General features: G+C 70.0%; 18 protein-coding genes and 6 tRNA genes. 12 read left to right on the top strand and 12 right to left on the bottom strand.

Annotated elements, in window-relative coordinates:
• Window positions 1-114: 114 nt before the first annotated feature.
• From AOQ37_RS13340 to AOQ37_RS13330, 3 genes are all read right to left on the bottom strand, one after another.
• Window positions 115-187 (bottom strand) — tRNA-Gly (locus AOQ37_RS13340).
• Between the two features lie 80 nt (window positions 188-267).
• A tRNA-Gly gene (locus AOQ37_RS13335) sits at window positions 268-339 on the bottom strand.
• Window positions 340-490: 151 nt separating this feature from the next.
• Window positions 491-808, bottom strand: coding sequence for a histone-like nucleoid-structuring protein Lsr2 (locus AOQ37_RS13330; RefSeq protein ID WP_062644605.1), 318 nt, complete (start codon window positions 806-808; stop codon window positions 491-493).
• Window positions 809-1,171: 363 nt separating this feature from the next.
• Between AOQ37_RS13330 and purS the strand changes: the two genes are divergently transcribed.
• The 7 genes from purS (at window position 1,172) to purM (ending at window position 8,887) form a co-directional block, all read left to right on the top strand.
• Window positions 1,172-1,444 (top strand): phosphoribosylformylglycinamidine synthase subunit PurS, encoded by a 273-nt coding sequence (gene purS, locus AOQ37_RS13325; RefSeq protein ID WP_020131278.1) that lies wholly within the window; start codon window positions 1,172-1,174, stop codon window positions 1,442-1,444.
• Window positions 1,441-2,121: a phosphoribosylformylglycinamidine synthase subunit PurQ gene (gene purQ / locus AOQ37_RS13320; protein ID WP_062644604.1), complete on the top strand. Its 681-nt coding sequence runs from the start codon at window positions 1,441-1,443 to the stop codon at window positions 2,119-2,121. The genes purS and purQ overlap by 4 nt, the downstream gene beginning before the upstream one ends.
• Complete coding sequence (gene purL, locus AOQ37_RS13315) at window positions 2,118-4,376, top strand: phosphoribosylformylglycinamidine synthase subunit PurL (protein ID WP_062644602.1); 2,259 nt, start codon at window positions 2,118-2,120, stop codon at window positions 4,374-4,376. The genes purQ and purL overlap by 4 nt, the downstream gene beginning before the upstream one ends.
• Window positions 4,377-4,606: 230 nt before the next feature.
• Window positions 4,607-5,404 (top strand): maleylpyruvate isomerase family mycothiol-dependent enzyme, encoded by a 798-nt coding sequence (locus AOQ37_RS13310; RefSeq protein WP_062644600.1) that lies wholly within the window; start codon window positions 4,607-4,609, stop codon window positions 5,402-5,404.
• Window positions 5,405-5,477: 73 nt separating this feature from the next.
• Window positions 5,478-5,960, top strand: coding sequence for an META domain-containing protein (locus AOQ37_RS13305; RefSeq protein WP_062644598.1), 483 nt, complete (start codon window positions 5,478-5,480; stop codon window positions 5,958-5,960).
• Between the two features lie 254 nt (window positions 5,961-6,214).
• Window positions 6,215-7,741 carry an amidophosphoribosyltransferase gene (gene purF, locus AOQ37_RS13300; protein WP_062644596.1) on the top strand — a complete coding sequence of 509 codons (1,527 nt, stop codon included), beginning with the start codon at window positions 6,215-6,217 and terminating at the stop codon, window positions 7,739-7,741.
• A 42-nt stretch (window positions 7,742-7,783) separates the two neighbouring features.
• A complete protein-coding gene (purM, locus tag AOQ37_RS13295) occupies window positions 7,784-8,887 on the top strand; it encodes a phosphoribosylformylglycinamidine cyclo-ligase (protein WP_062644595.1) in 1,104 nt (367 codons plus the stop codon).
• Between the two features lie 99 nt (window positions 8,888-8,986).
• On the opposite strand, the gene AOQ37_RS13290 is transcribed toward purM, so the two are convergent.
• Both AOQ37_RS13290 and AOQ37_RS13285 read right to left on the bottom strand, forming a co-directional pair.
• Window positions 8,987-9,247: a DUF3073 domain-containing protein gene (locus tag AOQ37_RS13290; RefSeq protein ID WP_020131270.1), complete on the bottom strand. Its 261-nt coding sequence runs from the start codon at window positions 9,245-9,247 to the stop codon at window positions 8,987-8,989.
• Between the two features lie 310 nt (window positions 9,248-9,557).
• Window positions 9,558-10,658, bottom strand: coding sequence for a Leu/Phe/Val dehydrogenase (locus tag AOQ37_RS13285; RefSeq protein WP_062644593.1), 1,101 nt, complete (start codon window positions 10,656-10,658; stop codon window positions 9,558-9,560).
• A gap of 188 nt (window positions 10,659-10,846) precedes the next feature.
• On the opposite strand from AOQ37_RS13285, the gene AOQ37_RS13280 reads away from it, so the two are divergent.
• Both AOQ37_RS13280 and bldC read left to right on the top strand, forming a co-directional pair.
• The gene (locus AOQ37_RS13280) at window positions 10,847-11,689 is read left to right on the top strand and encodes a DUF8083 family protein (protein WP_062644591.1); all 843 of its coding nucleotides are present in this window, start codon (window positions 10,847-10,849) and stop codon (window positions 11,687-11,689) included.
• A 624-nt stretch (window positions 11,690-12,313) separates the two neighbouring features.
• The gene (bldC, locus tag AOQ37_RS13275) at window positions 12,314-12,520 is read left to right on the top strand and encodes a developmental transcriptional regulator BldC (RefSeq protein WP_003949541.1); all 207 of its coding nucleotides are present in this window, start codon (window positions 12,314-12,316) and stop codon (window positions 12,518-12,520) included.
• A 478-nt stretch (window positions 12,521-12,998) separates the two neighbouring features.
• Here the strand turns inward: bldC and AOQ37_RS41260 are convergent, their stop codons facing one another.
• From AOQ37_RS41260 to AOQ37_RS13240, 7 genes are all read right to left on the bottom strand, one after another.
• Window positions 12,999-13,190 carry a DUF6274 family protein gene (locus tag AOQ37_RS41260; RefSeq protein ID WP_062644589.1) on the bottom strand — a complete coding sequence of 64 codons (192 nt, stop codon included), beginning with the start codon at window positions 13,188-13,190 and terminating at the stop codon, window positions 12,999-13,001.
• Window positions 13,191-13,329: 139 nt separating this feature from the next.
• Window positions 13,330-13,404 (bottom strand) — tRNA-Asp (locus tag AOQ37_RS13265).
• 94 nt (window positions 13,405-13,498) lie between these two features.
• Complete coding sequence (gene hrpA / locus AOQ37_RS13260) at window positions 13,499-17,467, bottom strand: ATP-dependent RNA helicase HrpA (protein WP_062644587.1); 3,969 nt, start codon at window positions 17,465-17,467, stop codon at window positions 13,499-13,501.
• A gap of 116 nt (window positions 17,468-17,583) precedes the next feature.
• Window positions 17,584-17,657 (bottom strand) — tRNA-Phe (locus AOQ37_RS13255).
• Window positions 17,658-17,681: 24 nt separating this feature from the next.
• Window positions 17,682-17,756 (bottom strand) — tRNA-Asp (locus tag AOQ37_RS13250).
• A 38-nt stretch (window positions 17,757-17,794) separates the two neighbouring features.
• A tRNA-Glu gene (locus tag AOQ37_RS13245) sits at window positions 17,795-17,867 on the bottom strand.
• Between the two features lie 80 nt (window positions 17,868-17,947).
• The gene (locus tag AOQ37_RS13240; RefSeq protein ID WP_062644585.1) at window positions 17,948-19,558 is read right to left on the bottom strand and encodes a metallophosphoesterase family protein; all 1,611 of its coding nucleotides are present in this window, start codon (window positions 19,556-19,558) and stop codon (window positions 17,948-17,950) included.
• A gap of 84 nt (window positions 19,559-19,642) precedes the next feature.
• Here AOQ37_RS13240 and AOQ37_RS13235 point away from each other — a divergent pair, with 84 nt between their 5' ends.
• The 3 genes from AOQ37_RS13235 to AOQ37_RS13225 all read left to right on the top strand — a co-directional run bounded on the left by AOQ37_RS13235 (window position 19,643) and on the right by AOQ37_RS13225 (window position 23,200).
• Window positions 19,643-19,993: a metallopeptidase family protein gene (locus AOQ37_RS13235; protein WP_062644583.1), complete on the top strand. Its 351-nt coding sequence runs from the start codon at window positions 19,643-19,645 to the stop codon at window positions 19,991-19,993.
• A 129-nt stretch (window positions 19,994-20,122) separates the two neighbouring features.
• The gene (locus tag AOQ37_RS13230) at window positions 20,123-20,662 is read left to right on the top strand and encodes a hypothetical protein (RefSeq protein WP_062644581.1); all 540 of its coding nucleotides are present in this window, start codon (window positions 20,123-20,125) and stop codon (window positions 20,660-20,662) included.
• Between the two features lie 252 nt (window positions 20,663-20,914).
• Window positions 20,915-23,200 (top strand): DEAD/DEAH box helicase, encoded by a 2,286-nt coding sequence (locus AOQ37_RS13225; protein ID WP_062644579.1) that lies wholly within the window; start codon window positions 20,915-20,917, stop codon window positions 23,198-23,200.
• Window positions 23,201-23,271 lie beyond the last annotated feature (71 nt).

The raw sequence follows: 23,271 nt of genomic DNA, 5'->3' as shown, positions 1-23,271 counted from the left end.
CGGGACACACGAGCCGGACGCACAAGCACGGCACCCGCGCAGAGCACGCGAGCGGGGCAGATGAGCAGAGCGCACGAAAAGACCCCGGTCCAGAGGACCGGGGTCTTTTTCCTGAGCGGACGACGAGGCTCGAACTCGCGACCTCAACCTTGGCAAGGTTGCGCTCTACCAACTGAGCTACGTCCGCATTGCCTCCGACCGGCTTTCACCGATCGGCGCGAGCACCACCCTACCTGATCCACCAGGGTGGTCAGACAGGTGATACAGAGCGGGTGACAGGGATCGCACACTGCGCCTTCCCCCTGGAAGGGGGATGTTCTACTACTGAACTACACCCGCGTGTACTCCGTGAGCTGGGCTTTTCGGCCTCGCCCCTCGGCGTGCTCCAGACTCTAGCTGACCAGGAGGGGTGCAGCGCAAGTCGGTATGTGCGAGGGGCCCGTGACCGGCCGTCGGCCCGCGCTCGCGGGGGCAGGCCGACGACTGCGGCTCACTGCGCGTCGGCGAACGCCTCGTAGACCTTCTTGGGGATGCGGCCGCGCGCCGGCACCTCCAGCTTGTTGGCCTGGGCCCAGGCCCGGACGGCCGCGGGGTCGGGGGCGACCTCCGTCTGCTTGTACGCCTTGCCGGACCTCGACCGCTTGCGGCCGGCGTCCACGTAGGGCGCGAGAGCCTTACGCAGTTTCTTGGCATTGGCTTCATTCAGGTCGATCTCGTACGACTTGCCGTCGAGTCCGAAGGCGATCGTTTCCGCCGCTTCCGAGCCGTCGATGTCGTCAAAGAGAGTGACCACGACCTTCTGCGCCACGAATATCGGTCCCTTCGTGCGACAGCTCTGCGATGACGTGCCAAGACGTCACGGAGATGTCGACTGTCCGCCTGTTATGGGGCAAAGTATCGGCTATTGCCAATTCATTTGTACAGTGCCCGGCATTGCAATGTGAAGCTCGACTAAATCTGCCCGCGTGTCCCAGGGCAATAGGGAACGTCGGCGCACCCCGGATCTTTCCCTGAAATTTTCGCGTAGGCACTGGTCCGATACCTGATCGTGATGGCGCTCACGTAGTTTCCTACAACTCTACCCGCGTAGAAATTTTGTACGGGTAGTCTGAAGACACCTGTTGGAGACACCCGCAGGCACCTGCTCAGCACCACACCACCGGGAGTGCCAGTGGCACGCGTCGTAGTCGACGTCATGCTCAAGCCGGAGATCCTCGACCCCCAGGGCCAGGCGGTGCAGCGCGCACTGCCGCGGCTGGGTTTCGAAGGCATCTCCGACGTACGTCAGGGAAAGCGATTCGAACTGGAAGTTGACGGGCCGGTCGACGAGGCCGCCCTCGCCCGCATCCACGATCTTGCGGAATCCTTCCTCGCGAACACCGTGATCGAGGACTTCACCGTCAAGGTCGAGTCGGAAGAAGCAGTCGCGGGAGCCGCGAAGTGACCGCTCGTATTGGCGTCGTCACTTTCCCGGGCAGCCTCGACGACCGGGACACTCAGCGCGCGATCCGGCTCGCCGGCGCCGAACCCGTCGCTCTCTGGCACAAGGACAAGAACCTCCATCAGGTGGACGCCGTGGTGCTCCCCGGCGGTTTCTCCTACGGCGACTATCTGCGCGCCGGAGCCATCTCCCGCTTCTCGCCGGTGATGGAGACCGTCATCGAGCAGGCGAAGGCCGGGCTCCCGGTCCTCGGTATCTGCAACGGCTTCCAGATCCTCACGGAGGCCCACCTGCTTCCCGGCGGGATGCTCGGCAACGACCACCTCCACTTCATCTGCCGCGACCAGAAGCTGCGGGTGGAGAACGCGGACACCGCCTGGACCGCCGACTACGAGGCGGGCCAGGAGATCCACATCCCGCTGAAGAACATGGACGGCCGGTACGTCGCCGACGAGCACACCCTCGACAAGCTCGAGGCCGAGGGCCGGGTGGTCTTCCGCTACCTGGACGTCAACCCCAACGGCAGCCTCCGTGACATCGCCGGCATCACCAACGAGGCCGGCAACGTCGTGGGCCTCATGCCGCACCCGGAGCACGCCGTCGAACCCCTCGTCGGGTCCGGCCGCACCGACGGCCTCCCGTTCTTCACCTCGATCCTCAAGAAGCTGGTCAACGCATGAGCCGGACGCCTCTGGACACGGTCGAGCACGCGGCCGGGACCCCCGACGTCGAGCTGCCCTGGGCCGAACTCGGTCTGAAGAAGGACGAGTACGAGCGCGTAGTGGAGATCCTCGGCCGCCGGCCCACCGGCGCCGAGCTCGCCATGTACTCCGTCATGTGGTCCGAGCACTGCTCGTACAAGTCCTCCAAGGTCCACCTCCGCCAGTTCGGTGAGAAGGCCCCCCAGTCGGACGCGCTGCTCGTCGGCATCGGCGAGAACGCGGGCGTCGTGGACGTAGGCCAGGGCTACGCGGTCACCTTCAAGGTCGAGTCGCACAACCACCCCTCGTACGTCGAGCCCTACCAGGGCGCGGCCACCGGCGTGGGCGGCATCGTCCGCGACATCATCGCGATGGGCGCGCGTCCGGTCGCGGTCGTGGACCCGCTGCGCTTCGGCGCGGCCGACCACCCCGACACCAAGCGCGTCCTGCCGGGCGTCGTGGCCGGCATCGGCGGCTACGGCAACTGCCTGGGCCTGCCCAACATCGGCGGCGAGGTCGTCTTCGACGCCTGCTACCAGGGCAACCCGCTGGTCAACGCCGGTGCCATCGGCGTGATGCGACACGAGGACATCCATCTCGCGAAGGCCTCCGGCGCCGGCAACAAGGTCATCCTCTACGGGGCCAGGACCGGCGGCGACGGCATCGGCGGCGCGTCGATCCTCGCCTCCGAGACCTTCGACGACGCCAAGCCGTCGAAGCGCCCGGCCGTCCAGGTCGGCGACCCGTTCCAGGAGAAGCTCCTCATCGAGTGCACCCTGGAGGCCTTCCGGGAGAAGCTCGTCGTCGGCATCCAGGACCTCGGCGCGGCCGGTCTGTCCTGCGCCACCTCGGAGCTCGCCTCCAACGGCTCCGGCGGCATGCGCGTGACGCTGGACGACGTACCGCTGCGCGACTCCACGCTCTCGCCCGAGGAAATCCTCATGAGCGAGTCGCAGGAACGCATGTGCGCGGTCGTCGAGCCGTCGAAGGTCGACCGGTTCCTGGAGATCTGCGACAAGTGGGACGTCATCGCGACCGTCATCGGCGAGGTGACCGACGGCGACCGGCTGGAGATCTTCTGGCACGGCGGCAAGATCGTCGACGTCGACCCGCGCACGGTCGCCCACGACGGCCCGGTCTACGAGCGCCCCTACGCCCGCCCCGAGTGGCAGGACGCGCTCCAGGCGGACGACGCCAACGCGCTGCCCCGGCCCACCACCGGCGCCGAGCTCAAGGACCAGGTGCTCAGGCTGGTCGCCTCGCCCAACCAGGCGTCCAAGAAGTGGATCACCTCGCAGTACGACCACTTCGTGCAGGGCAACACCGTCCTCGCGCAGCCCGAGGACTCCGGCATGATCCGGATCGACGAGGAGACCGGCCTCGGCGTCGCCATCGCGACCGACGGCAACGGCCGGTACGCCAAGCTCGACCCGTACGCGGGCGCGCAGCTGGCCCTCTCCGAGGCCTACCGCAACGTGGCGACGACCGGCGCCAAGCCGCTCGCCGTGTCCGACTGCCTGAACTTCGGCTCGCCCGAGGACCCGGCGGTCATGTGGCAGTTCGCGGAGGCCATCCGCGGTCTGGCGGACGCCTGCCAGCAGCTGGGCACCCCGGTGACCGGCGGCAACGTCTCGCTCTACAACCAGACGGGCGACGTGGCCATCCACCCGACCCCGGTGGTGGCCGTGCTCGGTGTGATCGACGACGTCGCGCGCCGCACGCCCGTCGCCTTCCAGGAGGAGGGCCAGCTGCTCTACCTCCTCGGCGACACGCGTGAGGAGTTCGGCGGCTCGGCCTGGTCCCAGGTCGTCCACGACCACCTCGGCGGTCTGCCCCCGAAGGTCGACCTGGAGCGGGAGCGGCTGCTCGGCGAGATCCTGATCTCCGCCTCCCGCGACGGCATGATCGACGCCGCGCACGACCTGTCCGACGGCGGTCTGATCCAGGCGGTCGTCGAGTCGGCGCTGCTCGGCGGCAAGGGCGCGCGGCTGGTCGTACCGGACGGGCTGGACGCCTTCACGTTCCTCTTCTCCGAGTCGGCGGGCCGTGCCGTGGTGGCCGTCCCGCGCTCCGAGGAGCTCCGCTTCAACGACATGTGCGGGGCGCGCGGCCTGCCCGTCACCCGCATCGGTGTCGTCGACGGTGACACGGTCGAGCTCCAGGGCGAGTTCGAGCTGTCCCTGGAGGAGCTGCGCACGGCCCACGAGGAGACCATCCCGGCGCTGCTCGCGTAGGCACCCGCGGCACCCGTACGACGCCGAAGGCCCCGCCCGTCTCCACGGGCGGGGCCTTCGGTGTGACCCCGGGGGGCGCCGCCCGTCTCCACGGGCGGGGCCTTCGGTGTGACCCCGGGGGGCGCCGCCCGTCTCCACGGGCGGGGCCTTCGGTGTGACCCCGGGGGGCGCGGCCGGACCCGCCGGACGGACCGGTCCCGGTGTCAGAGGCGCCCACTAGGCTCACCGCCATGCCCCCGGCCAGGAAACGCCCCCGCGCCTACGACCCCGCCAAGATCCGCGCCGCCGTCACCGCGCAGTTCGGGAACGTGCGGCGGGCCGTCGCCGGTCTCGGCCCCGAGGAGCTCGCGCTGCCCACGCGGCTGGCGGGCTGGACCGTACGGGACCTGGCCGCGCACGTGACCATGGCGGTGGCGACCGTCAGCCGCAACCTCGACCGGGACGAGCCGCCGAAGGCGGAACTGACCCTCCTGGAGTGGCCGTTCGCCACCGCGCGGCGGGCCGCCGACATCTGTGACGGCACCCGGGAACTCGCCGCCGCGCATCCCGACCTGGACGCCCTGTTCGCCCGCACCGAGGAGCGCTTCGCCGAGGATCTCGCCGGCGCCCCCGGCGACCGGCTCCTCGCGGCCCGCACCGGCGCGATGACCCTCGCCGACTACCTGGTCACCCGGACCGTCGAACTCGTCGTCCACACCGACGACCTGAACGCCGCCCTTCCCGGCCCGGACATCCCGTACGACCGTCAGGCGCTCGCCGCCGCCACCCGGCTGCTCGCCGACGCCCTGGCCGCCCGGGCTCCCGGCGGCGCGACGGAGGTGCGGATCCCGCCGTACGCCGTCGTGCAGTGCGTCGAGGGCCCCCGGCACACCCGGGGCACCCCGCCCAACGTCGTCGAGACCGACCCGCTGACCTGGATCCGGCTGGCGACCGGCCGGGTGAGCTGGTCGGACGCCGTGGACGGGGCGAAGGTCGCGGCGAGCGGCGAGCGGGCCGACCTCGCCGCGCTGCTGCCTCTCATGTCCTGAAACCCGGCCCGAAAGCTGTCCTGAATCCGACCCCGGGTGGAACCGATCGCCCCACCCGTCCCGTCGAAGCGGCATGTACCGGCAGAGGCACAGCCCCACGCACCCGTACCGGCGGCGCCTGACGCTGACGGCGGCCGTCCTGCTGATCCCGCTCGCCGCGGCCTGCGGCAGCGAGAAGGCGGACGGCGAGCAGCCCGGCAGCGGGGCGGTGAGCGCCGAGCAGCCCGTCACCGGGGTCCGCTGGACCGTCGACAGCGTCACGGTGGACGGCACCACCCACCGGGCCCCGACCGGCGCGCACGTCGAGATCCGGGACGGCAAGGCGGCGGGCAGTTACGGCTGCAACAACTTCACCGCCAAGGCGGCCGTCGAGGGCGACAGCGTCCGCTTCAGCGATGCCAGGTCGACCAGGATGGCCTGCGCGGCTCAGCCGATGAGCTTCGAGCGCACACTGGCCGGCACCCTCGCCGAGGGCGCCCTCAGCACCGAGGTCGACGGCAGCACGCTGACGCTCGCCACGGCCGACGGCGATCGGGTCCTGCTGAGCAGGAAATGACCCGCGGGCGGCTCCCCGGCCCGACCGGAGCGTGCCCGTCGGCCCCGACGGTGTGCGACACCTCACTCGCCCCCGCGGAACGGGCCCCGGGGCGGTCCCCCCGGGGGCCCGCCCGACCGGCGGATGGATCACCATATCCGGCCATTGACCTGCGAAAATGAGTCGATCATGGGGAGGGCGGCCGACGCAAGATCGAGTTACCGGTGAGTATCCCCAATTCGGACCAGTGGTCGATCTCGCCTACACTCGGTGGCGTGCCACGTGGTGACGGTCGACTCAGTCATGATCTGCTCCCCGGCGAGAAAGGCCCCCAGGACGCTTGCGGCGTCTTCGGGGTCTGGGCTCCCGGTGAAGAGGTCGCCAAGCTCACTTACTTCGGGCTCTACGCCCTCCAGCATCGGGGTCAGGAATCCGCGGGGATCGCGGTCAGCAACGGCTCCCAGATCCTCGTCTTCAAGGACATGGGCCTCGTGTCCCAGGTCTTCGACGAGACCTCGCTCGGTTCGCTCCAGGGTCATATCGCGGTCGGACACGCCCGCTACTCGACCACCGGCGCCTCCGTGTGGGAGAACGCCCAGCCGACGTTCCGTGCCACCGCGCACGGCTCGATCGCGCTCGGTCACAACGGCAACCTCGTCAACACCGCCCAGCTCGCCGAGATGGTCGCCGACCTGCCCAAGCAGGAGGGCCGCAGCCCGCGCGTCGCGGCGACCAACGACACCGACCTGCTCACCGCGCTGCTCGCGGCCCAGGTCGACGAGGACGGCAAGCCGCTGACCATCGAGGAGGCGGCCCACCAGGTCCTTCCCCAGGTCAAGGGCGCCTTCTCGCTCGTCTTCATGGACGAGCACACCCTTTACGCCGGCCGTGACCCGCAGGGCATCCGCCCGCTGGTCCTCGGCCGTCTGGAGCGCGGCTGGGTGGTGGCCTCCGAGTCCGCCGCCCTGGACATCTGCGGCGCCGCCTACGTCCGTGAGATCGAGCCCGGCGAGTTCATCGCCATCGACGAGAACGGACTGCGGACCTCCCGGTTCGCGGAAGCGAAGCCCAAGGGCTGTGTCTTCGAGTACGTCTACCTCGCCCGCCCGGACACCGACATCGCCGGCCGGAACGTGTACCTCTCCCGCGTGGAGATGGGCCGCAAGCTGGCCAAGGAAGCGCCGGTCGACGCCGACCTGGTGATAGCGACCCCGGAATCCGGCACCCCGGCGGCCATCGGCTACGCGGAGGCCTCCGGCATCCCCTTCGGCGCGGGTCTCGTGAAGAACGCGTACGTCGGCCGGACGTTCATCCAGCCCTCGCAGACCATCCGCCAGCTCGGTATCCGGCTCAAGCTGAACCCGCTGAAGGAAGTCATCAAGGGCAAGCGGCTGGTCGTCGTCGACGACTCGATCGTGCGCGGCAACACCCAGCGGGCCCTGGTCCGCATGCTCCGCGAGGCGGGCGCGGCCGAGGTCCACATCCGGATCTCCTCGCCGCCCGTGAAGTGGCCCTGCTTCTTCGGCATCGACTTCGCCACGCGCGCGGAGCTGATCGCCAACGGCATGACCATCGACGAGATCGGCACCTCCCTGGGCGCCGACTCCCTCTCCTACATCTCCATCGACGGCATGATCGAGGCGACCACCATCGCCAAGCCGAACCTCTGCCGCGCCTGCTTCGACGGCGAGTACCCGATGGAGCTCCCGGACCCCGAGCTGCTCGGTAAGCAGCTCCTGGAGACCGAGCTGGCCGCGGGACCCGCAGCCACGGCGGCGGCTGACGCCATCCGTCGCCCGTAGCGCCGCAGAGCCCCGTTTCACCAACCCGAAAGATCCCAGGCAATGTCTTCTGTGTCTGATCAGTCCCCTCCGGCGCCGGGCGGTTCCGCCGGTGCGTCCTACGCGGCCGCCGGAGTCGACATCGAGGCGGGCGACCGCGCCGTGGAGCTGATGAAGGAGTGGGTGAAGAAGACGCAGCGCCCCGAGGTCCTCGGCGGCCTCGGCGGCTTCGCCGGCCTCTTCGACGCCTCCGCCCTCAAGCGCTTCGAGCGTCCGCTCCTCGCCTCCGCCACGGACGGTGTCGGCACCAAGGTCGACGTCGCGCGTCAGCTCGGCGTGTACGACACCATCGGCCACGACCTGGTCGCCATGGTCATGGACGACATCGTGGTGTGCGGCGCCGAACCGCTGTTCATGACCGACTACATCTGCGTCGGCAAGGTCCACCCCGAGCGGGTCGCCGCCATCGTCAAGGGCATCGCCGAGGGCTGTGTGCTGGCCGGCTGCGCCCTGGTCGGCGGCGAGACGGCCGAACACCCGGGTCTGCTGGGCGAGGACGACTTCGACGTGGCCGGCGCCGGTACGGGCGTCGTGGAGGCCGACCGGCTGCTCGGCCCGGATCGTATCCGCACGGGTGACACCGTGATCGCCATGGCGGCCTCCGGCCTTCACTCGAACGGGTACTCCCTGGTCCGGCACGTCCTGCTGAAGCAGGCCGGGCTGTCCCTGGAGGCGCGGATCGACGAGCTCGGCCGCACCCTCGGCGAGGAGCTCCTGGAGCCCACCAAGATCTACTCGCTGGACTGTCTGGCGCTCACCCGCACCACGGACGTCCACGCCTTCTCGCACATCACCGGCGGCGGCCTCGCGGCCAACCTGGCCCGGGTGATCCCGGACGGGCTGCACGCCGTCGTGGACCGCTCCAGCTGGACCCCGGCCCCGATCTTCGACCTGGTCGGCCGGACCGGCTCCGTCGAGCGCCTGGAGCTGGAGAAGACCCTGAACATGGGTGTCGGCATGATGGCGATCGTCCCCGAGGAGTCCACGGACGTGGCCCTGGCGACGCTGGCCGACCGCGGCGTGGAGGCGTGGGTCGCCGGCGAGATCACCGAACGCGGCGAGCACCCGACGGGCGCGGAGCTCGTCGGGGACTACGCCGGCCGATGACCGGGCGGGCCTGCCTCCGGGCGGGCCCGTGACCGCGTAGGCAGCACAAGACCCGGTCGGTGACCGAAGTCGCCGACCGGGCGGGTGCTCAGTACAAGGTCAAGCGCCGCGACGGTGTTGCGAGGAATCCTCGCCGTCATCCTCGTCGTCGTCCCCGTACAGCTCGGCGTACCGTGCGTACGGGTCGTCGTCCTGCTCATCGTCATCGTCATCGTCCTCGAATGGCTCACCATTCGGCGGAATATTCGATGGCGATGCGCCCAGCTCTTCGGCCAGGCGTGAGAGATCTGTCCCGCCGCTGTTGTACTTCAGCTGGCGGGCGACCTTCGCTTGCTTGGCCTTGGCCCGGCCGCGCCCCATGGCTCGACCCCCTCAACGACGGGGCTCGACGGCCCCAGGTTGACACGCGTTCATGATCCAGGACGGTCCCTCCATGGAGAGCCCGTCGTAGGGCTCCCACGGTACCTGAGCCCACGCCCGTACGGTACGTCGCCCGTAGCACGCGCGTGTGCGCAGCACCTTTCGGTCGCCCCGTCCTCGCTGGTCAGTGGCGATTTTAACCACTTATCGGCGGCCGACCCGCCGGGAAGAGTGAGAGTTCTCTCCAACTTTCCACCCGGCGGTACCGCCGAAACCCGCGGACGGGCCTCCGCGGGGCCCTACGCCAAGGTCACCAGCCGCGCGCCTGAGCGGCTTCGTGCATCCGCTGCTCGGCGATCCGGTCGGCCGCGGCGGCCGGCGGAATCCCGTCCGTCTTCGCACGCGCGAAGATGGCGAGCGTGGTGTCGAAGATCTTCGCGGCCTTCGCCTTGCACCGCTCGAAGTCGAAGCCGTGCAGCTCGTCGGCGACCTGGATGACCCCGCCGGCGTTCACCACGTAGTCGGGTGCGTAGAGGATCCCGCGGTCGGCGAGGTCCTTCTCCACGCCCGGGTGGGCGAGCTGGTTGTTGGCCGCGCCACAGACGATCTTCGCCGTCAGCACCGGCACGGAGTCGTCGCTCAGCGCACCGCCGAGCGCGCAGGGCGCGTAGATGTCGAGCCCGTCGACCTCGATCAGGTGCCGGGTGTCGGCGACCACGCCCACCGAGGGGTGCTTCTCGGCGATCCGCCGCACGGCCTCCTGGCGCACGTCCGTGATCACGACCCGGGCGCCCTCCGCCAGCAGGTGCTCCACCAGGTGGTGGCCGACCTTGCCGACGCCCGCGATGCCGACCGTGCGGCCCCGCAGCGACGGATCGCCCCACAGGTGCTGCGCGGAGGCGCGCATGCCCTGGTAGACGCCGAAGGCGGTCAGCACGGACGAGTCGCCCGCCCCGCCGTTCTCCGGCGAGCGCCCGGTCGTCCAGCGGCACTCGCGCGCCACGACGTCCATGTCGGCGACATAGGTGCCGACGTCGCAGGCGGTCACGTACCGGCCGCCGAGCGAGGCCACGAAACGGCCGTACGCGAGCAGCAGCGCCTCGGTCTTGATCGTGTCGGGATCACCGATGATCACGGCCTTGCCGCCGCCGTGGTCCAGACCGGCCATGGCGTTCTTGTACGACATCCCGCGCGCGAGGTTCAGCGCGTCGCCGACGGCCTCCGCCTCGGTCGCGTACGGGTAGAAGCGGGTACCGCCGAGGGCGGGGCCCAGAGCGGTGGAGTGGAGGGCGATGACGGCCTTGAGGCCGCTGGCGCGGTCCTGGCAGAGCACGACTTGCTCATGACCGCCCTGGTCCGAGTGGAACAGGGTGTGCAGTACATCAGCAGGTGCGCCGGAAACGTCGGTCACTGTGGTGACTCCCGGGTATCGAGCGACGATCGGGACACAGGCACCGTAAGGGTGGCGGGGCCTGTGGACTGAGAGTAGAGCCTGCGTGGCCCGCCGATCCCACAGTGTGGGGGATCACCTTCTCCCGGAGTACCGCCGTGGGACGATTCGCAGGGTTTCCCGGTCGGCCGAAGGGGGAGGGAGCAGGCGTGCCCAAGGTGTCCTCGGTGGTCGTTCCGTACGCGGTCTATCTGCGCGTGTACGAGCCGCTGGCCGCCTTCCCCGAGCCCGAGCGCAGCCACTGGGCGCGCTACGCCGGGCGTCCCGAGCTCCCCTCCTACCAGGAGGAGCTGCGCCGCTCGCTGGCCGACCTGCTGCCCACCCCGCCGGTCGCGGTGCCCGTGCACGAGAGCGGTGACGCCTTCCTGGCCCAGGTGGACGGGGTGCTCTGCGTCTGCCCGTGGCGTACCCGGCTGCGCGGCTGGCTGGCCCTCGCGGAACCCTCCGACGAGCTGCCCCGGACGGTCCTGGACGCGGCGCTGCCCGAGGTGGTGCGCCTGGAGGCGGCCAAGGACCACGAGCGGTGGCTGGAACGCAACCCCGACGCCCGCCCGTGGATCCGATCGGCCGTCTGGCAGGTGCCGCTCAACTGGTTCGTGCTCGTCTCCGACGAGGAGCGGGAGTACGAGAAGGGGACCGCGGAGGTCGCCCCCGTGCTGCGCTACCGCACACCGATGGTGCAGGCCCGGCGCCGGGTGGCCCGCTCGTTGCGGACGCTGAAGGACGCCATGGACGAGGGGCCGCTCATCGACGGTCTCGTGGACGTGGGGCGCTGGCTCGAGGAGTTCCACCCGCGTTCGCTGGTGGAACTGGATTACGGCGGTCTGGTGCATGTGCTGCCGGCCGGTGATCTGGAGGACGACCACTCGGCGAAGGACGTGGCCGAGGGCATCGAGGCGCTGCGGATCGGGGACGGCGCGGCGGCGGGCGCGGCGTACGGACGGCTCGTGGAGCGGTGGCGGTCGGTCCGGGAGCGGCGCTCGGCGAACTGACGCCCGCCGCGGCCTCCTGATGCCGCCGGGGGGTTCCTCGCGCCGCCGACCCGGTGCCCTCGCTGTGAACTGACGGTGTGACAGACGCGACAGCGCTTTCAGTAGTGACGTACGTCACGGCCGTGAAGCAGGGGAACAGCGTACGGTCAACCGCACTTCACGGAACTGACGGGACGTAGGTCCCGATCCGGGCTTATGTCGCAAGGGTGATGGAACGCACGTACACGGCCCTTGCGTCGCTTGCCCCTCCTCGTGCCAAAATAGGACAAGGAGTCCGGGGAGGGCTCCGTCCGCCTGCTTATGCTCCACTGTGGGGGGAAATCTCAGCATTGCAGCGCTTTGGGGGGTCTGATGCCTCCTGATCGCCCTGTGACTGATCGTCACAGTGGCGTGACTGTCCGCTATGGCATGGTCCATCGGCTTCCGTCGCCGATGAACACCTGGGGGGCAATTCCATCGGTTTGGCCGACGCGGCTGGACGGATGGTGTAGTTGTAGTGCCGAGGACAAGCCGTTCGTCCTATAACCGACTCGACTCGCGTCCGCCATTTCGGGCAACGCGGGTCAAGGTGCAGAATTTAGAGGAAAGAACCGAGAAGGTTCGGTTCTCCCGAGGAGGCCGCTCATGACCGCTCGCACCCCTGATGCTGAGCCGCTGCTGACCCCGGCTGAGGTCGCCACCATGTTCCGCGTCGACCCCAAGACGGTCACGCGGTGGGCGAAGGCCGGCAAGCTCACATCGATTCGTACGCTCGGCGGACATCGCCGTTATCGCGAGGCCGAGGTCCGCGCACTGCTTGCGGGTATCCCGCAGCAGCGCAGCGAGGCCTGACAAGTGAATAACCGGGCAACACGTCAGGTCCCCCAACCTGTTCGGACGCCCGAAACCTAGCTACAAGCGACGTGGGTCCTGCCCCAACAGGCCCCTCGCCCACACGGAACGTCGTCGATCGCGCTGGACTCCGCCGGGTCCAGCGCGATCTTTTTTGTGTGCTTGCGACCGCTCGGGGGTGCTCCACCGGTTGTATCAGGTGGCTCTGTGAGCGTCCTTGTCGGAGTCTGAGGAGGCTCTGGGAGGGTTCCGGGGGGCATCCTCCGGAGTGGTGCAATTGCACATATAAAATTGACCAGTTGTAGGAGTGCAGTAAGAACCCGGGTTTTCAAAACTCATGCCGTGACACCCGTCACATGACAGGAGTCTTGTTGCCCCTGACTCATGTGCGCTAGAGGGGAGTTCGCGCCCCAGCGCCCCACGCGGGCAAGGCCGTTGGCGCGCGCGTGGACGCTCCGGGCGCCCACGGGGGCGCCGATCACGCGGGCGGGGGGATCTCGCCCTCCACGGCCTCCTCAGGGGCCTGGGAGCCCCGTGGGGCGCCGTCCATCGCCAGCCGCAGCAAGCGGTGGCAGATCGGACAGTGACGGGTCAGATGCCGGTAAGGGGTCGCGGCCGACAGGTGCGCGCGAAGCAGTGCCCGCGTCTCGTGCCTGACCGATGCCGCCATGCCCCACCTCCGTCGGGGCCACGCGGGAACGGGCCCTGGCTTCTGGGGTACCGGCGGAAAGTGACGGCGTCAAGAGAACGGCGGACAACGCAGAGAGCCCGGATCCTGGGATCCGGGCTCTCTGTTCACTCTTTCACTGCGGTCCTGACGGGATTTGAACCCGCGGCCTCCACCTTGACAGGGTGGCGAGCACTCCAAACTGCTCCACAGGACCAGGCTTTGCGGCACTTGATGTTGCGCTGTGCTGCGAGAAGGACTGTACAGGAGGGTGAGCCCGCCGGTCGAACTCACCCTCCGTACGGGAGCCGTCACGGCGCCATCGCGTCGATCGCCTTCACGATCCGCTTGTCGGAGACGGGGTACGCGGTGCCCAGCGCGTGGGCGAAATAGCTGACCCGGAGCTCCTCGATCATCCACCGGATGTCCAGGACCTGCCGGGGGACCGGCCGGCCCTGCGGCAGCTGCTCCAGCAGCCACGCGTACTCGTCCTGCATCTCGTGGACCTTCTCCATGCGGCTGGTGTCCCGCTGGACGCCGGTCGGCATCTGCTGGAGACGCCGGTCGGCGGCCACCAGGTAGCGCATGAGGTCGGGCAGCCGGCGCAGCCCCGCCCAGGTCACGAAGCCGGGCTTCACCAGGGCGTCCAGCTGTTCGCGCACGTCCGCCAGGTTCGCGAGCAGCACGGGGCTGCGTACGCCCTTCAGACGGCGCTCACAGGCCTGCCAGGCGGCCAGGACCTGCTGCACCTGTCCGACCGTCCGCACCGTCGTGTCGACGATCTCGGCGCGCACCTTGTCGTAGAGCTTGCGGTAGGACTCCTCGTCCCAGGCCGGACCGCCGAAGTCGGCGATCAGCCGGTCGGCCGCCGCCATCGCGCAGTCGTCGAACAGCGCCTGGATCGAACCGTGCGGATTCGCGGACAGCGCGAGCTTCTGGGCGTTCGTCAGCTTCTCGGATGCGAACTTTGCCGGGTTGACCGGGATGGAACGCAGGATCAGCCGGCGGGTGCCCTTCCACATCGCCTCCGCCTGCTCCGCCTCCGTGTCGAAGAGGCGTACGGACACGGTGTCCCCGTCGTCGACGAGCGCCGGGTAGGCCTTCACCGGCTGGCCCGCGCGGCGGGTCTCGAAGACGCGGGCCAGCGAGCCGATCGTCCAGTCCGTCAGGCCCGAACGCTCCAGGGACTCGCCGCCCTGCCGTTCGGCGATGGCCGCGGCCGCCTGTGAGATGGCCTGTCTCGCCTTCGGTTTCAGCCGGAGCTTCAGGGCTTCGAGGTCCTTGTCCTCGGCCAGGTTGCGGCGCCGCTCGTCGACGATCCGGAAGGTGATCCTCAGATGGTCGGGGAGCCGCGACCAGTCGAAGTCGTCGGCCTCGAACGGGACGCCGACCATGCGCTTCAGCTCACGCGCCATGGTCGCCGTGAGCGGCTCCTGGAGGGGCACCGCCCGGTCCAGGAAGCGCTTCGCGAAGTTCGGCGCCGGTACGTAGTGCCGGCGGATCGGCTTGGGGAGGGAACGGATCAGCTCCGTGACGACCTCCTCCCGCAGACCCGGGATCTGCCAGTCGAAGCCCTCGTCCGTGACCTGGTTGAGGACCTGGAGCGGGATGTGGACGGTCACGCCGTCCGCGTCCGCGCCCGGTTCGAACTGGTAGGTGACCCGGAACTTCAGCTGACCCTGCCGCCAGGAGTCCGGATAGTCGGCCTTGGTGACCGCCTCGGCCGACTCCCGGATGAGCATCTCCCGCTCGAAGTCCAGGTAGTCGGGCGTCTCGTGCCGCTTGTGCTTCCACCAGGAGTCGAAGTGCGCGCCGGACACGACGTGTTCGGGCACCCGCTGGTCGTAGAAGTCGAACAGCGTCTCGTCGTCCACCACGATGTCCCGGCGCCGGGCGCGGTGCTCCAGCTCCTCGACCTCGCTGAGGAGCCGGCGGTTGTCGGCGAAGAACTTGTGGTGCGTGCGCCAGTCGCCCTCGACCAGCGCGTTGCGGATGAACAGGTCGCGGGAGGTCTCCGGGTCGATCCGGCCGTAGTTGACCTTGCGCTGTGCGATGATCGGGACGCCGTAGAGCGTGACCTTCTCGTCGGCCATGACGGCCGCCTGGTCCTTCTCCCAGCGCGGTTCGCTGTACGTCCGCTTCAGCAGGTGGCCGGCGAGCGGCTCGACCCACTCCGGCTCGATCCTCGCGTTGACCCGGGCCCACAGGCGGCTCGTCTCGACCAGCTCGGCGGACATCACGAAACGCGGCTGCTTCTTGAACAGGGCCGAGCCGGGGAAGATCGCGAACTTGGCGCTCCGCGCACCCAGGTACTCGTTCTTGTTGCCGTCCTTCACGTCCTTCATGCCGATGTGCGACAGCAGGCCGGCGAGGAGCGAGACATGGACGCTCTGCTCGGGCGCGTCCTCCTCGTTCAGATGGATGCCCATCTGCTTGGCGACCGTGCGGAGCTGTGTGTAGATGTCCTGCCACTCACGGATGCGCAGGAAGTTCAGGTACTCCTGCTTGCACATACGCCGGAAGGAGGAGGAACCCCGTTCCTTCTGCTGCTCGCGGACGTACCGCCACAGGTTGAGATAGGCGAGGAAGTCGCTGGTCTCGTCCTTGAAGCGGGCGTGCTGCTGGTCGGCCTGGGTCTGCTTGTCGGCGGGGCGCTCACGCGGGTCCTGGATGGACAGCGCGGCGGCTATCACCATGACCTCGCGCACACAGCCGTTCTTGTCGGCCTCCAGGACCATGCGGGCGAGGCGGGGGTCGACGGGCAGCTGGGCCAGCTTGCGGCCGGTCTGGGTGAGCCGCCGGCGAGGGTCCTTCTCGGACGGGTCCAGCGCGTTCAGCTCCTGGAGCAGCTGGACGCCGTCGCGGATGTTGCGGTGGTCCGGCGGATCGATGAAGGGGAACTTCTCGATGTCGCCGAGGCCCGCCGCGGTCATCTGGAGGATGACGCTCGCCAGGTTCGTACGGAGGATCTCCGCGTCGGTGAACTCCGGCCGGGCGAGGAAGTCGTCCTCGTCGTAGAGCCGGATGCAGATGCCGTCGCTGGTCCGGCCGCAACGGCCCTTGCGCTGGTTGGCGCTGGCCTGCGAGATCGGCTCGATGGGCAGCCGCTGGACCTTGGTGCGGTGGCTGTAGCGGCTGATCCGGGCGAAGCCGGGGTCGATGACGTACTTGATGCCGGGGACGGTCAGGGAGGTCTCGGCCACGTTCGTCGCCAGAACGATCCTGCGGCCGGTGTGCTGTTGGAAGACCCGGTGCTGCTCGGCGTGCGAGAGCCGGGCGTACAGGGGCAGGACCTCCGTGAAGCGGTACTTCTTCTTGTCCAGCGCGTCGGCGGTGTCGCGGATCTCCCGTTCACCGGAGAGGAAGACGAGGATGTCGCCCTTCCCCTCGCCCATCAGCTCCTCGACGGCGTCGGTGATCGCGGTGATCTGGTCGCGGTCGGAGTCCTCGGAGTCCTCTTCGAGGAGCGGCCGGTAACGGACCTCCACCGGATACGTCCGCCCGCTGACCTCGACGATCGGGGCCTCGCCGAAGTGCCGGGAGAACCGCTCCGGGTCGATGGTCGCCGAGGTGATGACGACCTTGAGGTCCGGGCGGCGGGGCAGCAGCTGGGCGAGGTAGCCCAGCAGGAAGTCGATGTTGAGGGACCGCTCGTGGGCCTCGTCGATGATGATCGTGTCGTACGCGCGCAGCTCACGGTCGGTCTGGATCTCCGCGAGGAGGATGCCGTCCGTCATCAGCTTCACGAAGGTGGCGTCCGGGTTCACCTGGTCGGTGAACCGCACCTTCCAGCCGACGGCCTCGCCCAGGGGCGTGCCGAGTTCCTCCGCGACCCGCTCGGCCACCGTGCGGGCGGCGATCCGGCGGGGCTGGGTGTGCCCGATCATGCCGCGGACGCCACGCCCCAGCTCGAGACAGATCTTGGGGATCTGGGTGGTCTTGCCGGAACCTGTCTCACCGGCGACGATGACGACCTGGTGATCACGGATGGCGGCCGCGATCTCGTCCTTCTTCTGGCTGACCGGGAGCTGCTCGGGGTACGAGACGGCGGGCACCCGGCCGCGCCGCCGGACCATCCGCTCCTCGACCTGGGCGACCTCCGCCTCGATCTCGGCGAGGACGGCGGCACGGGCCTCCGGCTTGCGGATCTTGCGCGCGCCTTCGAGCCTGCGCCCGAGCCGGTGCGCGTCGCGCAGGGACAGCTCGGTCAGGCGGGGGGCGAGGTCGCCGAGGGCGGGGGTGCCCGGAACGGAGGCGCTGGGAGTGGGGTGCGTAGACATACGCGATCCAGGATCTCATCTTGGCGAAAGAACGGGCGAGTGCTTTTGGCGCCGCCGCGTCCCGCGCACAGCGACGAAAACCCCCTCCGGTCACCCGGAGGGGGTTTTCGTTCTTGTGGCTGGGGCCGGGGTCGAACCGGCGACCTATCGCTTTTCAGGCGATCGCTCGTACCAACTGAGCTACCCAGCCACGAGGTTTCACGTGAAACCTCAGCGGTCCTGACGGGATTTGAACCCGCGGCCTCCACCTTGACAGGGTGGCGAGCACTCCAAACTGCTCCACAGGACCAAGCTGTTGTGTACGACAGTGTCGCACACGGTGTTGCGTGCCCCCAACGGGATTCGAACCCGTGCTACCGCCTTGAAAGGGCGGCGTCCTAGGCCGCTAGACGATGAGGGCTATCGGCCCGCCTGGGCGCTTCTCAGCGCGTCGGGGACGTCATGAGCATATGGGATGGCGGGGGGTATCGCCAAAACGGTTTACGGGGCCGCCCCGGAGGGGCTTCCGGAGCGGCTGACGGACGGGTTGGCGGACGGGTTGACGGAGGGGCTCAGCGGCGGGCTGGGGGAGGGCGTCGGGGAAGGGCTCGGGGACGGGACGGCTCCGGGCAGGTTCTCCTTCGGGAGGTGGCGGCTGACCTCGGCCGTCGTCAGACCCAGGCCGCCGAGCTTGATCTCGTCCCAGGCCTGGAGGCGGCGGGTGTCGCGGTCGAAGTAGAGGATCGACGCCTCGATGGGGTCCGGGTACTTGCCTTCCACGGCACGCAGGCCGCTGCCGCCGGTCGAGCCCTCGACCCGCAGCCGGGTGCCCTTCTTCATGACCTCGGTGTCCTCGTGGTGGAGATGGCCGGCCAGCACCAGGGGCACCTCGCCGTCCGTGCCCCGGGCGGCGGAGGGCTCGTGGGCGATGGCCACGTCCGCCGGGGTACCGGCGTCCCGTTGGATGCGCAGGGCCTGGGCCAGCCGGGCGCCCGCCGCCTCCTGGGACTCCTCGGCGCCCGGCGCGGAGGAGCGGTCGGGGGTGAACTGGGGGTCGCCGATGCCCGCGAAGCGCAGCCCGGCGAGCGTGACCGCGCGGCCGTCGTCGAGGACGTGCACGTTCTTCATGCCCTCCAGGTAGCGCTGGGTGACGAGCGAGTCGTGGTTGCCCCTGACCCAGACGTACGGCGCGCCCAGGGTGGCGATGGGGTCCAGGAAGCCGTTCTCGGCCGCCGACCCGTGGTCCATCGTGTCGCCGGAGTCGACGATCACATCGACCTTGTACTGCTCCACGAGCGAGGCGATGATCTTCCAGCTCGCCGGGTTCAGGTGGATGTCGGACACGTGCAGGACGCGGACCGTCGTCGGGTCGGGCTGGAAGGCGGGGAGCGTGGAGGTGACGTCGTAGAGCTTGGTCACGTTGGTGACCAGGCGGGCGAGCTCCCGCTGGTAGACGTCGAACTCGGTGACGATGCTGCGCGCGTTGCCGACGAGCGAGGGCGCGGAGGACAGCAGGCCGGAGAACCGGGGCTCCAGCACCGAGTCGGGGTTCCAGGTGGCGTACGCGGTCGCGCCCGACGCGCCCAGCAGGGTCAGGGCGAGACCGCCGGCGGCGAGGGCGCGGCGGGGGCGGCGGTAGACGGCGAGGCCGAGCGCCGTGGCGCCGGAGACCACGGCGACGCAGGAGCGGAGCGCGAGGTCGAGGGTGCCGTGCTCGATGTCACGCGCGACCTCGTCCTGGAGGCCGGAGAGACGTTCGGGGTGGTCGACGAGGGCCTGGGAGCGCTCGGGGTCGAGCTGGTCCACGTTCACGTCGAGGCGGACCGGGGCGATGTGGCTGTCCAGGCTGAGCGCGCCGAGCGGAGAGATGTTGATCTTCGTGCCGCCGGTGACCGACGGGCGCAGCGTCATCGTCGTGTTCATGGGACCGACCGACACGCGGACGTCCCCGACGATCAGCAGGCCGAGCCAGGCGCCGATGAGGACCACGGCGGTCAGGCCGAGAGCGCGGATCCAGGGGTTGGGTCGGGCGGCGAGTTCGGGGACCGGGTCACCGCTCCGGGCGGGCTTGCGGCGCTTCAGGACTGCGGTGGGGAGACGGGCGCGGACCATTGGTGCCCTATGCCCCGGTCCGGGCGCTGGTATGCGGACGGTTCGTGACCTCCCCCCGACCGCCTCGTACCGGACAATGGGCCTGTGCTGGAGATGACGCGCGAGGAGTTCGAGGAACTGGTCGCCGAGGCGCTGGACCGGATTCCGCCGGAGTTGACGCGGCTGATGGACAACGTCGCGGTGTTCGTCGAGGACGAGCCGACGGCGGACGATCCCGAGCTGCTCGGGCTGTACGAGGGGACCCCGCTGACCGACCGCGGCGAGTGGTACGCCGGTGTGCTGCCGGACCGGATCACGATCTACCGGGGGCCTACGCTGCGGATGTGCGCGACGCGGGAGGAGGTCGTCGAGGAGACGGAGGTCACGGTGGTGCACGAGATCGCCCACCACTTCGGCATCGACGACGCGCGGCTGCACGCCCTCGGCTACGGCTGAGACGCGCGGCTGCACGCCCTCGGCTACGGCTGAGCCGTACGGCACAGGGGCGCGCGTCGGCGCGTGTCTTCTTGCGGGCGCCGGGAGTTGGACACTTCGACTCCTTACGCCTGCCCCGGAGGTGGCCCCGTGCGCCCCTTGTACGTACCCGTTCGTCTGGCCGCGACGGCCCTGGCCGTCGCCGCCGCCGCCGGCTGCATGAGCGTGGGGCACGACGAGGACGGCCGGGCCGAGCCGTCGCACTCGGCGGGGCACCGGGGCGGTGAGGCCCCGGGCGGGGTCTCGGCGGGCGCGGGGGGCGGCTTCGGGTGGGACGCCGCGGGCGGCGACGGCAAGCACGGGCACGGGAAGGGCGGCAAGGGCGAGGCGGGCGCCTCGGCGTCCGCCCCGGCCGCGCCGTCGGCGGGCCGGAGCGCGCCGGCCTCGGCGGGGGCGGTGCGGCCGGGGACGAGCGAGCAGCCCGGGGTGCCGACGCCGACCGGGGCGCAGCCGCCCGCGCCCACGCGCTCGCCGGACCCGGAGCCGCCCGCGCCCACGCCGGAGCCGCCGTCGCCCACGCCGGAGCCGACGGTCGCCGAACCGTCGTCCTCGGCGCACGAGGGCGAGGGCGGGGCGGCGGCGCAGCTGGTGGACCGGGAGCCGGCGCCGGAGGCGGGCACGCCCGCCTAGGCGAGCGGTGCCGGGACGGCCGCCGGGATGGCCGCTGAGCTGCGGTGATGAGGCCCGGTTTGCCTTCGGTGGCCAGGGTGCTTATAGTGGTAGATCGTTTGATCCCATTTGCCCGGCGCCACCGCAGAGCGCGCCGTGTGGCGCGTACTCTCCCTTGCCGTGGCTGACCGCATAGAGGCGGTCGTAGTGCAATGCGAACACGGAGTTGACGGGCGCGTGCCGACTTGAGACTCCGGAAGGTTTCGCATTCGCATGTCCATTTCCAGTACTGATCACTCCGTCGTGCCCGAGAACAACGACGAGCCGATCACCCTCGAGGCGATCGAGGTCACCGAGACCGTCGAGACCGCTGAGGCCCTCGAGGCAGCAGCAGTCCAGGCGGCCGACGAGACCCCCGAGGCGCCCGAGACCCCCGAACTCACCTTCGCCGACCTCGGCCTCCCCGAGGGCGTCGTGCGCAAGCTCGCGCAGAACGGCGTGACCAGCCCCTTCCCGATCCAGGCCGCGACCATCCCGGACGCCCTGGCCGGCAAGGACATCCTCGGCCGCGGCCGCACCGGCTCCGGCAAGACCCTCTCCTTCGGTCTGCCCACCCTGGCCACGCTGGCCGGCGGGCACACCGAGAAGCGCAAGCCGCGCGCCGTCATCCTCACGCCGACGCGTGAGCTGGCGATGCAGGTCGCGGACGCGCTCCAGCCCTACGGCGACGTCCTCGGCCTGAAGATGAAGGTCGTCTGCGGCGGTACGTCGATGAGCAACCAGATCTACGCCCTCGAGCGCGGCGTCGACGTCCTCGTCGCCACCCCGGGCCGGCTGCGCGACATCATCAACCGCGGCGCCTGCTCCCTCGAGAACGTGCAGATCGCCGTCCTCGACGAGGCCGACCAGATGTCGGACCTGGGCTTCCTGCCCGAGGTCACCGAGCTGCTCGACCAGATCCCCGGCGGCGGCCAGCGGATGCTGTTCTCCGCCACGATGGAGAACGAGATCTCCACGCTGGTCAAGCGCTACCTGAGCAACCCCGTCACGCACGAGGTCGACAGCGCCCAGGGCAACGTCACGACCATGTCGCACCACATCCTGATCGTGAAGCCCAAGGACAAGGCGCCGGTCACCGCCGCGATCGCCTCCCGCAAGGGCCGCACCATCATCTTCGTCCGCACCCAGCTCGGCGCCGACCGTATCGCCGAGCAGCTGCGCGACTCCGGTGTGAAGGCGGACGCGCTGCACGGCGGCATGACCCAGGGCGCGCGGACCCGCACGCTGGCCGACTTCAAGGACGGTTACGTCAACGCGCTCGTCGCGACCGACGTCGCCGCCCGCGGTATCCACGTCGACGGCATCGACCTGGTGCTCAACGTGGACCCGGCCGGTGACCACAAGGACTACCTGCACCGCGCCGGCCGCACCGCGCGGGCCGGCCGTACCGGCACGGTCGTCTCCCTCTCGCTGCCGCACCAGCGCCGTCAGATCTTCCGTCTGATGGAGGACGCGGGCGTCGACGCCGGGCGTCACATCATCCAGGGCGGCGCCGCCTTCGAGCCGGAGGTCGCCGAGATCACCGGTGCCCGCTCGATGACGGAGGTCCAGGCCGAGTCCGCGGGCAACGCCGCGCAGCAGGCCGAGCGTGAGGTCTCCGAGCTCACCAAGGAGCTGGAGCGCGCGCAGCGGCGTGCGACCGAGCTGCGCGAGGAGGCCGACCGTCTGGTGGCCCGCGTGGCGCGTGAGCGTGGCGAGGACCCGGAGGCGGCCGTCGTCGCGGCCGCCGAGGCCGTCGTCGAGCAGAACGCCGTGGCGGAGGCTCCGGCCGAGGCCGCGGCCGCCGAGCAGCCCGCGTACGAGCAGCCGCGTCAGCGTCGTGACGAGCGGGGCAACTACGAGCGCCGTGACGACCGTCGCGACGACCGTGGTGGCCGTTCCTTCGAGCGTCGCGACAACGACCGTGGCGGCTTCAACCGTGACGACCGTCCCTCGGGCGGCTTCAGCCGTGACCGTCGTGACGGCGACCGCGGCGGTTTCCGCCGTGACGACCGCCGTGACGACCGGGGCGGCCGTTCCTTCGAGCGTCGTGACGACCGTCAGTCGGGTGGCTTCAACCGCGACCGCCGTGACGACCGCGGTGGCCGTTCCTTCGAGCGTCGTGACGACCGCCCCGCGGGCGGTTTCCGCCGCGACGACCGTCGTGACGAGCGTCCCTCCGGTGGCTTCCGCCGTGACGACCGTCCCTCGGGCGGTTTCAACCGTGACCGTCGTGACGAGCGTCCCTCCGGCGGTTTCCGCCGTGACGACCGTCCCTCGGGCGGCTTCAACCGCGACGACCGTCAGTCGGGCGGCTTCAACCGCGACCGTCGTGACGAGCGTCCGTCCACCCACCGGGGCAGCGACCGTCCGTTCAACCGTGACCGCCGCGACGACCGTCCGGGCTTCCGCTCCGGCGGCCACGACCGCCCGTTCGGCCGCCGTGACGACCACCGTGGCACCGGCTCGGGCACGACCGGCCGCCGCGACGACAAGCCGCGCTGGAAGCGTAACGGCTGACGTCGGCTCAGCTGAGTGAACGCCGTGGCCCCCCACCGAACACCGGTGGGGGGCCACGGCGTTCTCGCGTC

The sequence above is a fragment of the Streptomyces maremycinicus genome (genome assembly GCF_001184025.1).
Lineage (GTDB): Bacteria > Actinomycetota > Actinomycetes > Streptomycetales > Streptomycetaceae > Streptomyces > Streptomyces maremycinicus.
This window is presented reverse-complemented; position numbering and strand designations above follow the sequence as displayed.

Coding starts and splice junctions, on each gene's coding strand:
- purL (WP_062644602.1), top strand. CDS start 2,118: ATGAGCCGGACGCCTCTGGACACGGTCGAGCACGCGGCCGGGACCCCC.
- AOQ37_RS13310 (WP_062644600.1), top strand. CDS start 4,607: ATGCCCCCGGCCAGGAAACGCCCCCGCGCCTACGACCCCGCCAAGATC.
- AOQ37_RS13305 (WP_062644598.1), top strand. CDS start 5,478: ATGTACCGGCAGAGGCACAGCCCCACGCACCCGTACCGGCGGCGCCTG.
- purM (WP_062644595.1), top strand. CDS start 7,784: ATGTCTTCTGTGTCTGATCAGTCCCCTCCGGCGCCGGGCGGTTCCGCC.
- AOQ37_RS13290 (WP_020131270.1), bottom strand. CDS start 9,247: ATGGGGCGCGGCCGGGCCAAGGCCAAGCAAGCGAAGGTCGCCCGCCAG.
- bldC (WP_003949541.1), top strand. CDS start 12,314: ATGACCGCTCGCACCCCTGATGCTGAGCCGCTGCTGACCCCGGCTGAG.
- AOQ37_RS41260 (WP_062644589.1), bottom strand. CDS start 13,190: ATGGCGGCATCGGTCAGGCACGAGACGCGGGCACTGCTTCGCGCGCAC.
- hrpA (WP_062644587.1), bottom strand. CDS start 17,467: ATGTCTACGCACCCCACTCCCAGCGCCTCCGTTCCGGGCACCCCCGCC.
- AOQ37_RS13240 (WP_062644585.1), bottom strand. CDS start 19,558: ATGGTCCGCGCCCGTCTCCCCACCGCAGTCCTGAAGCGCCGCAAGCCC.
- AOQ37_RS13225 (WP_062644579.1), top strand. CDS start 20,915: ATGTCCATTTCCAGTACTGATCACTCCGTCGTGCCCGAGAACAACGAC.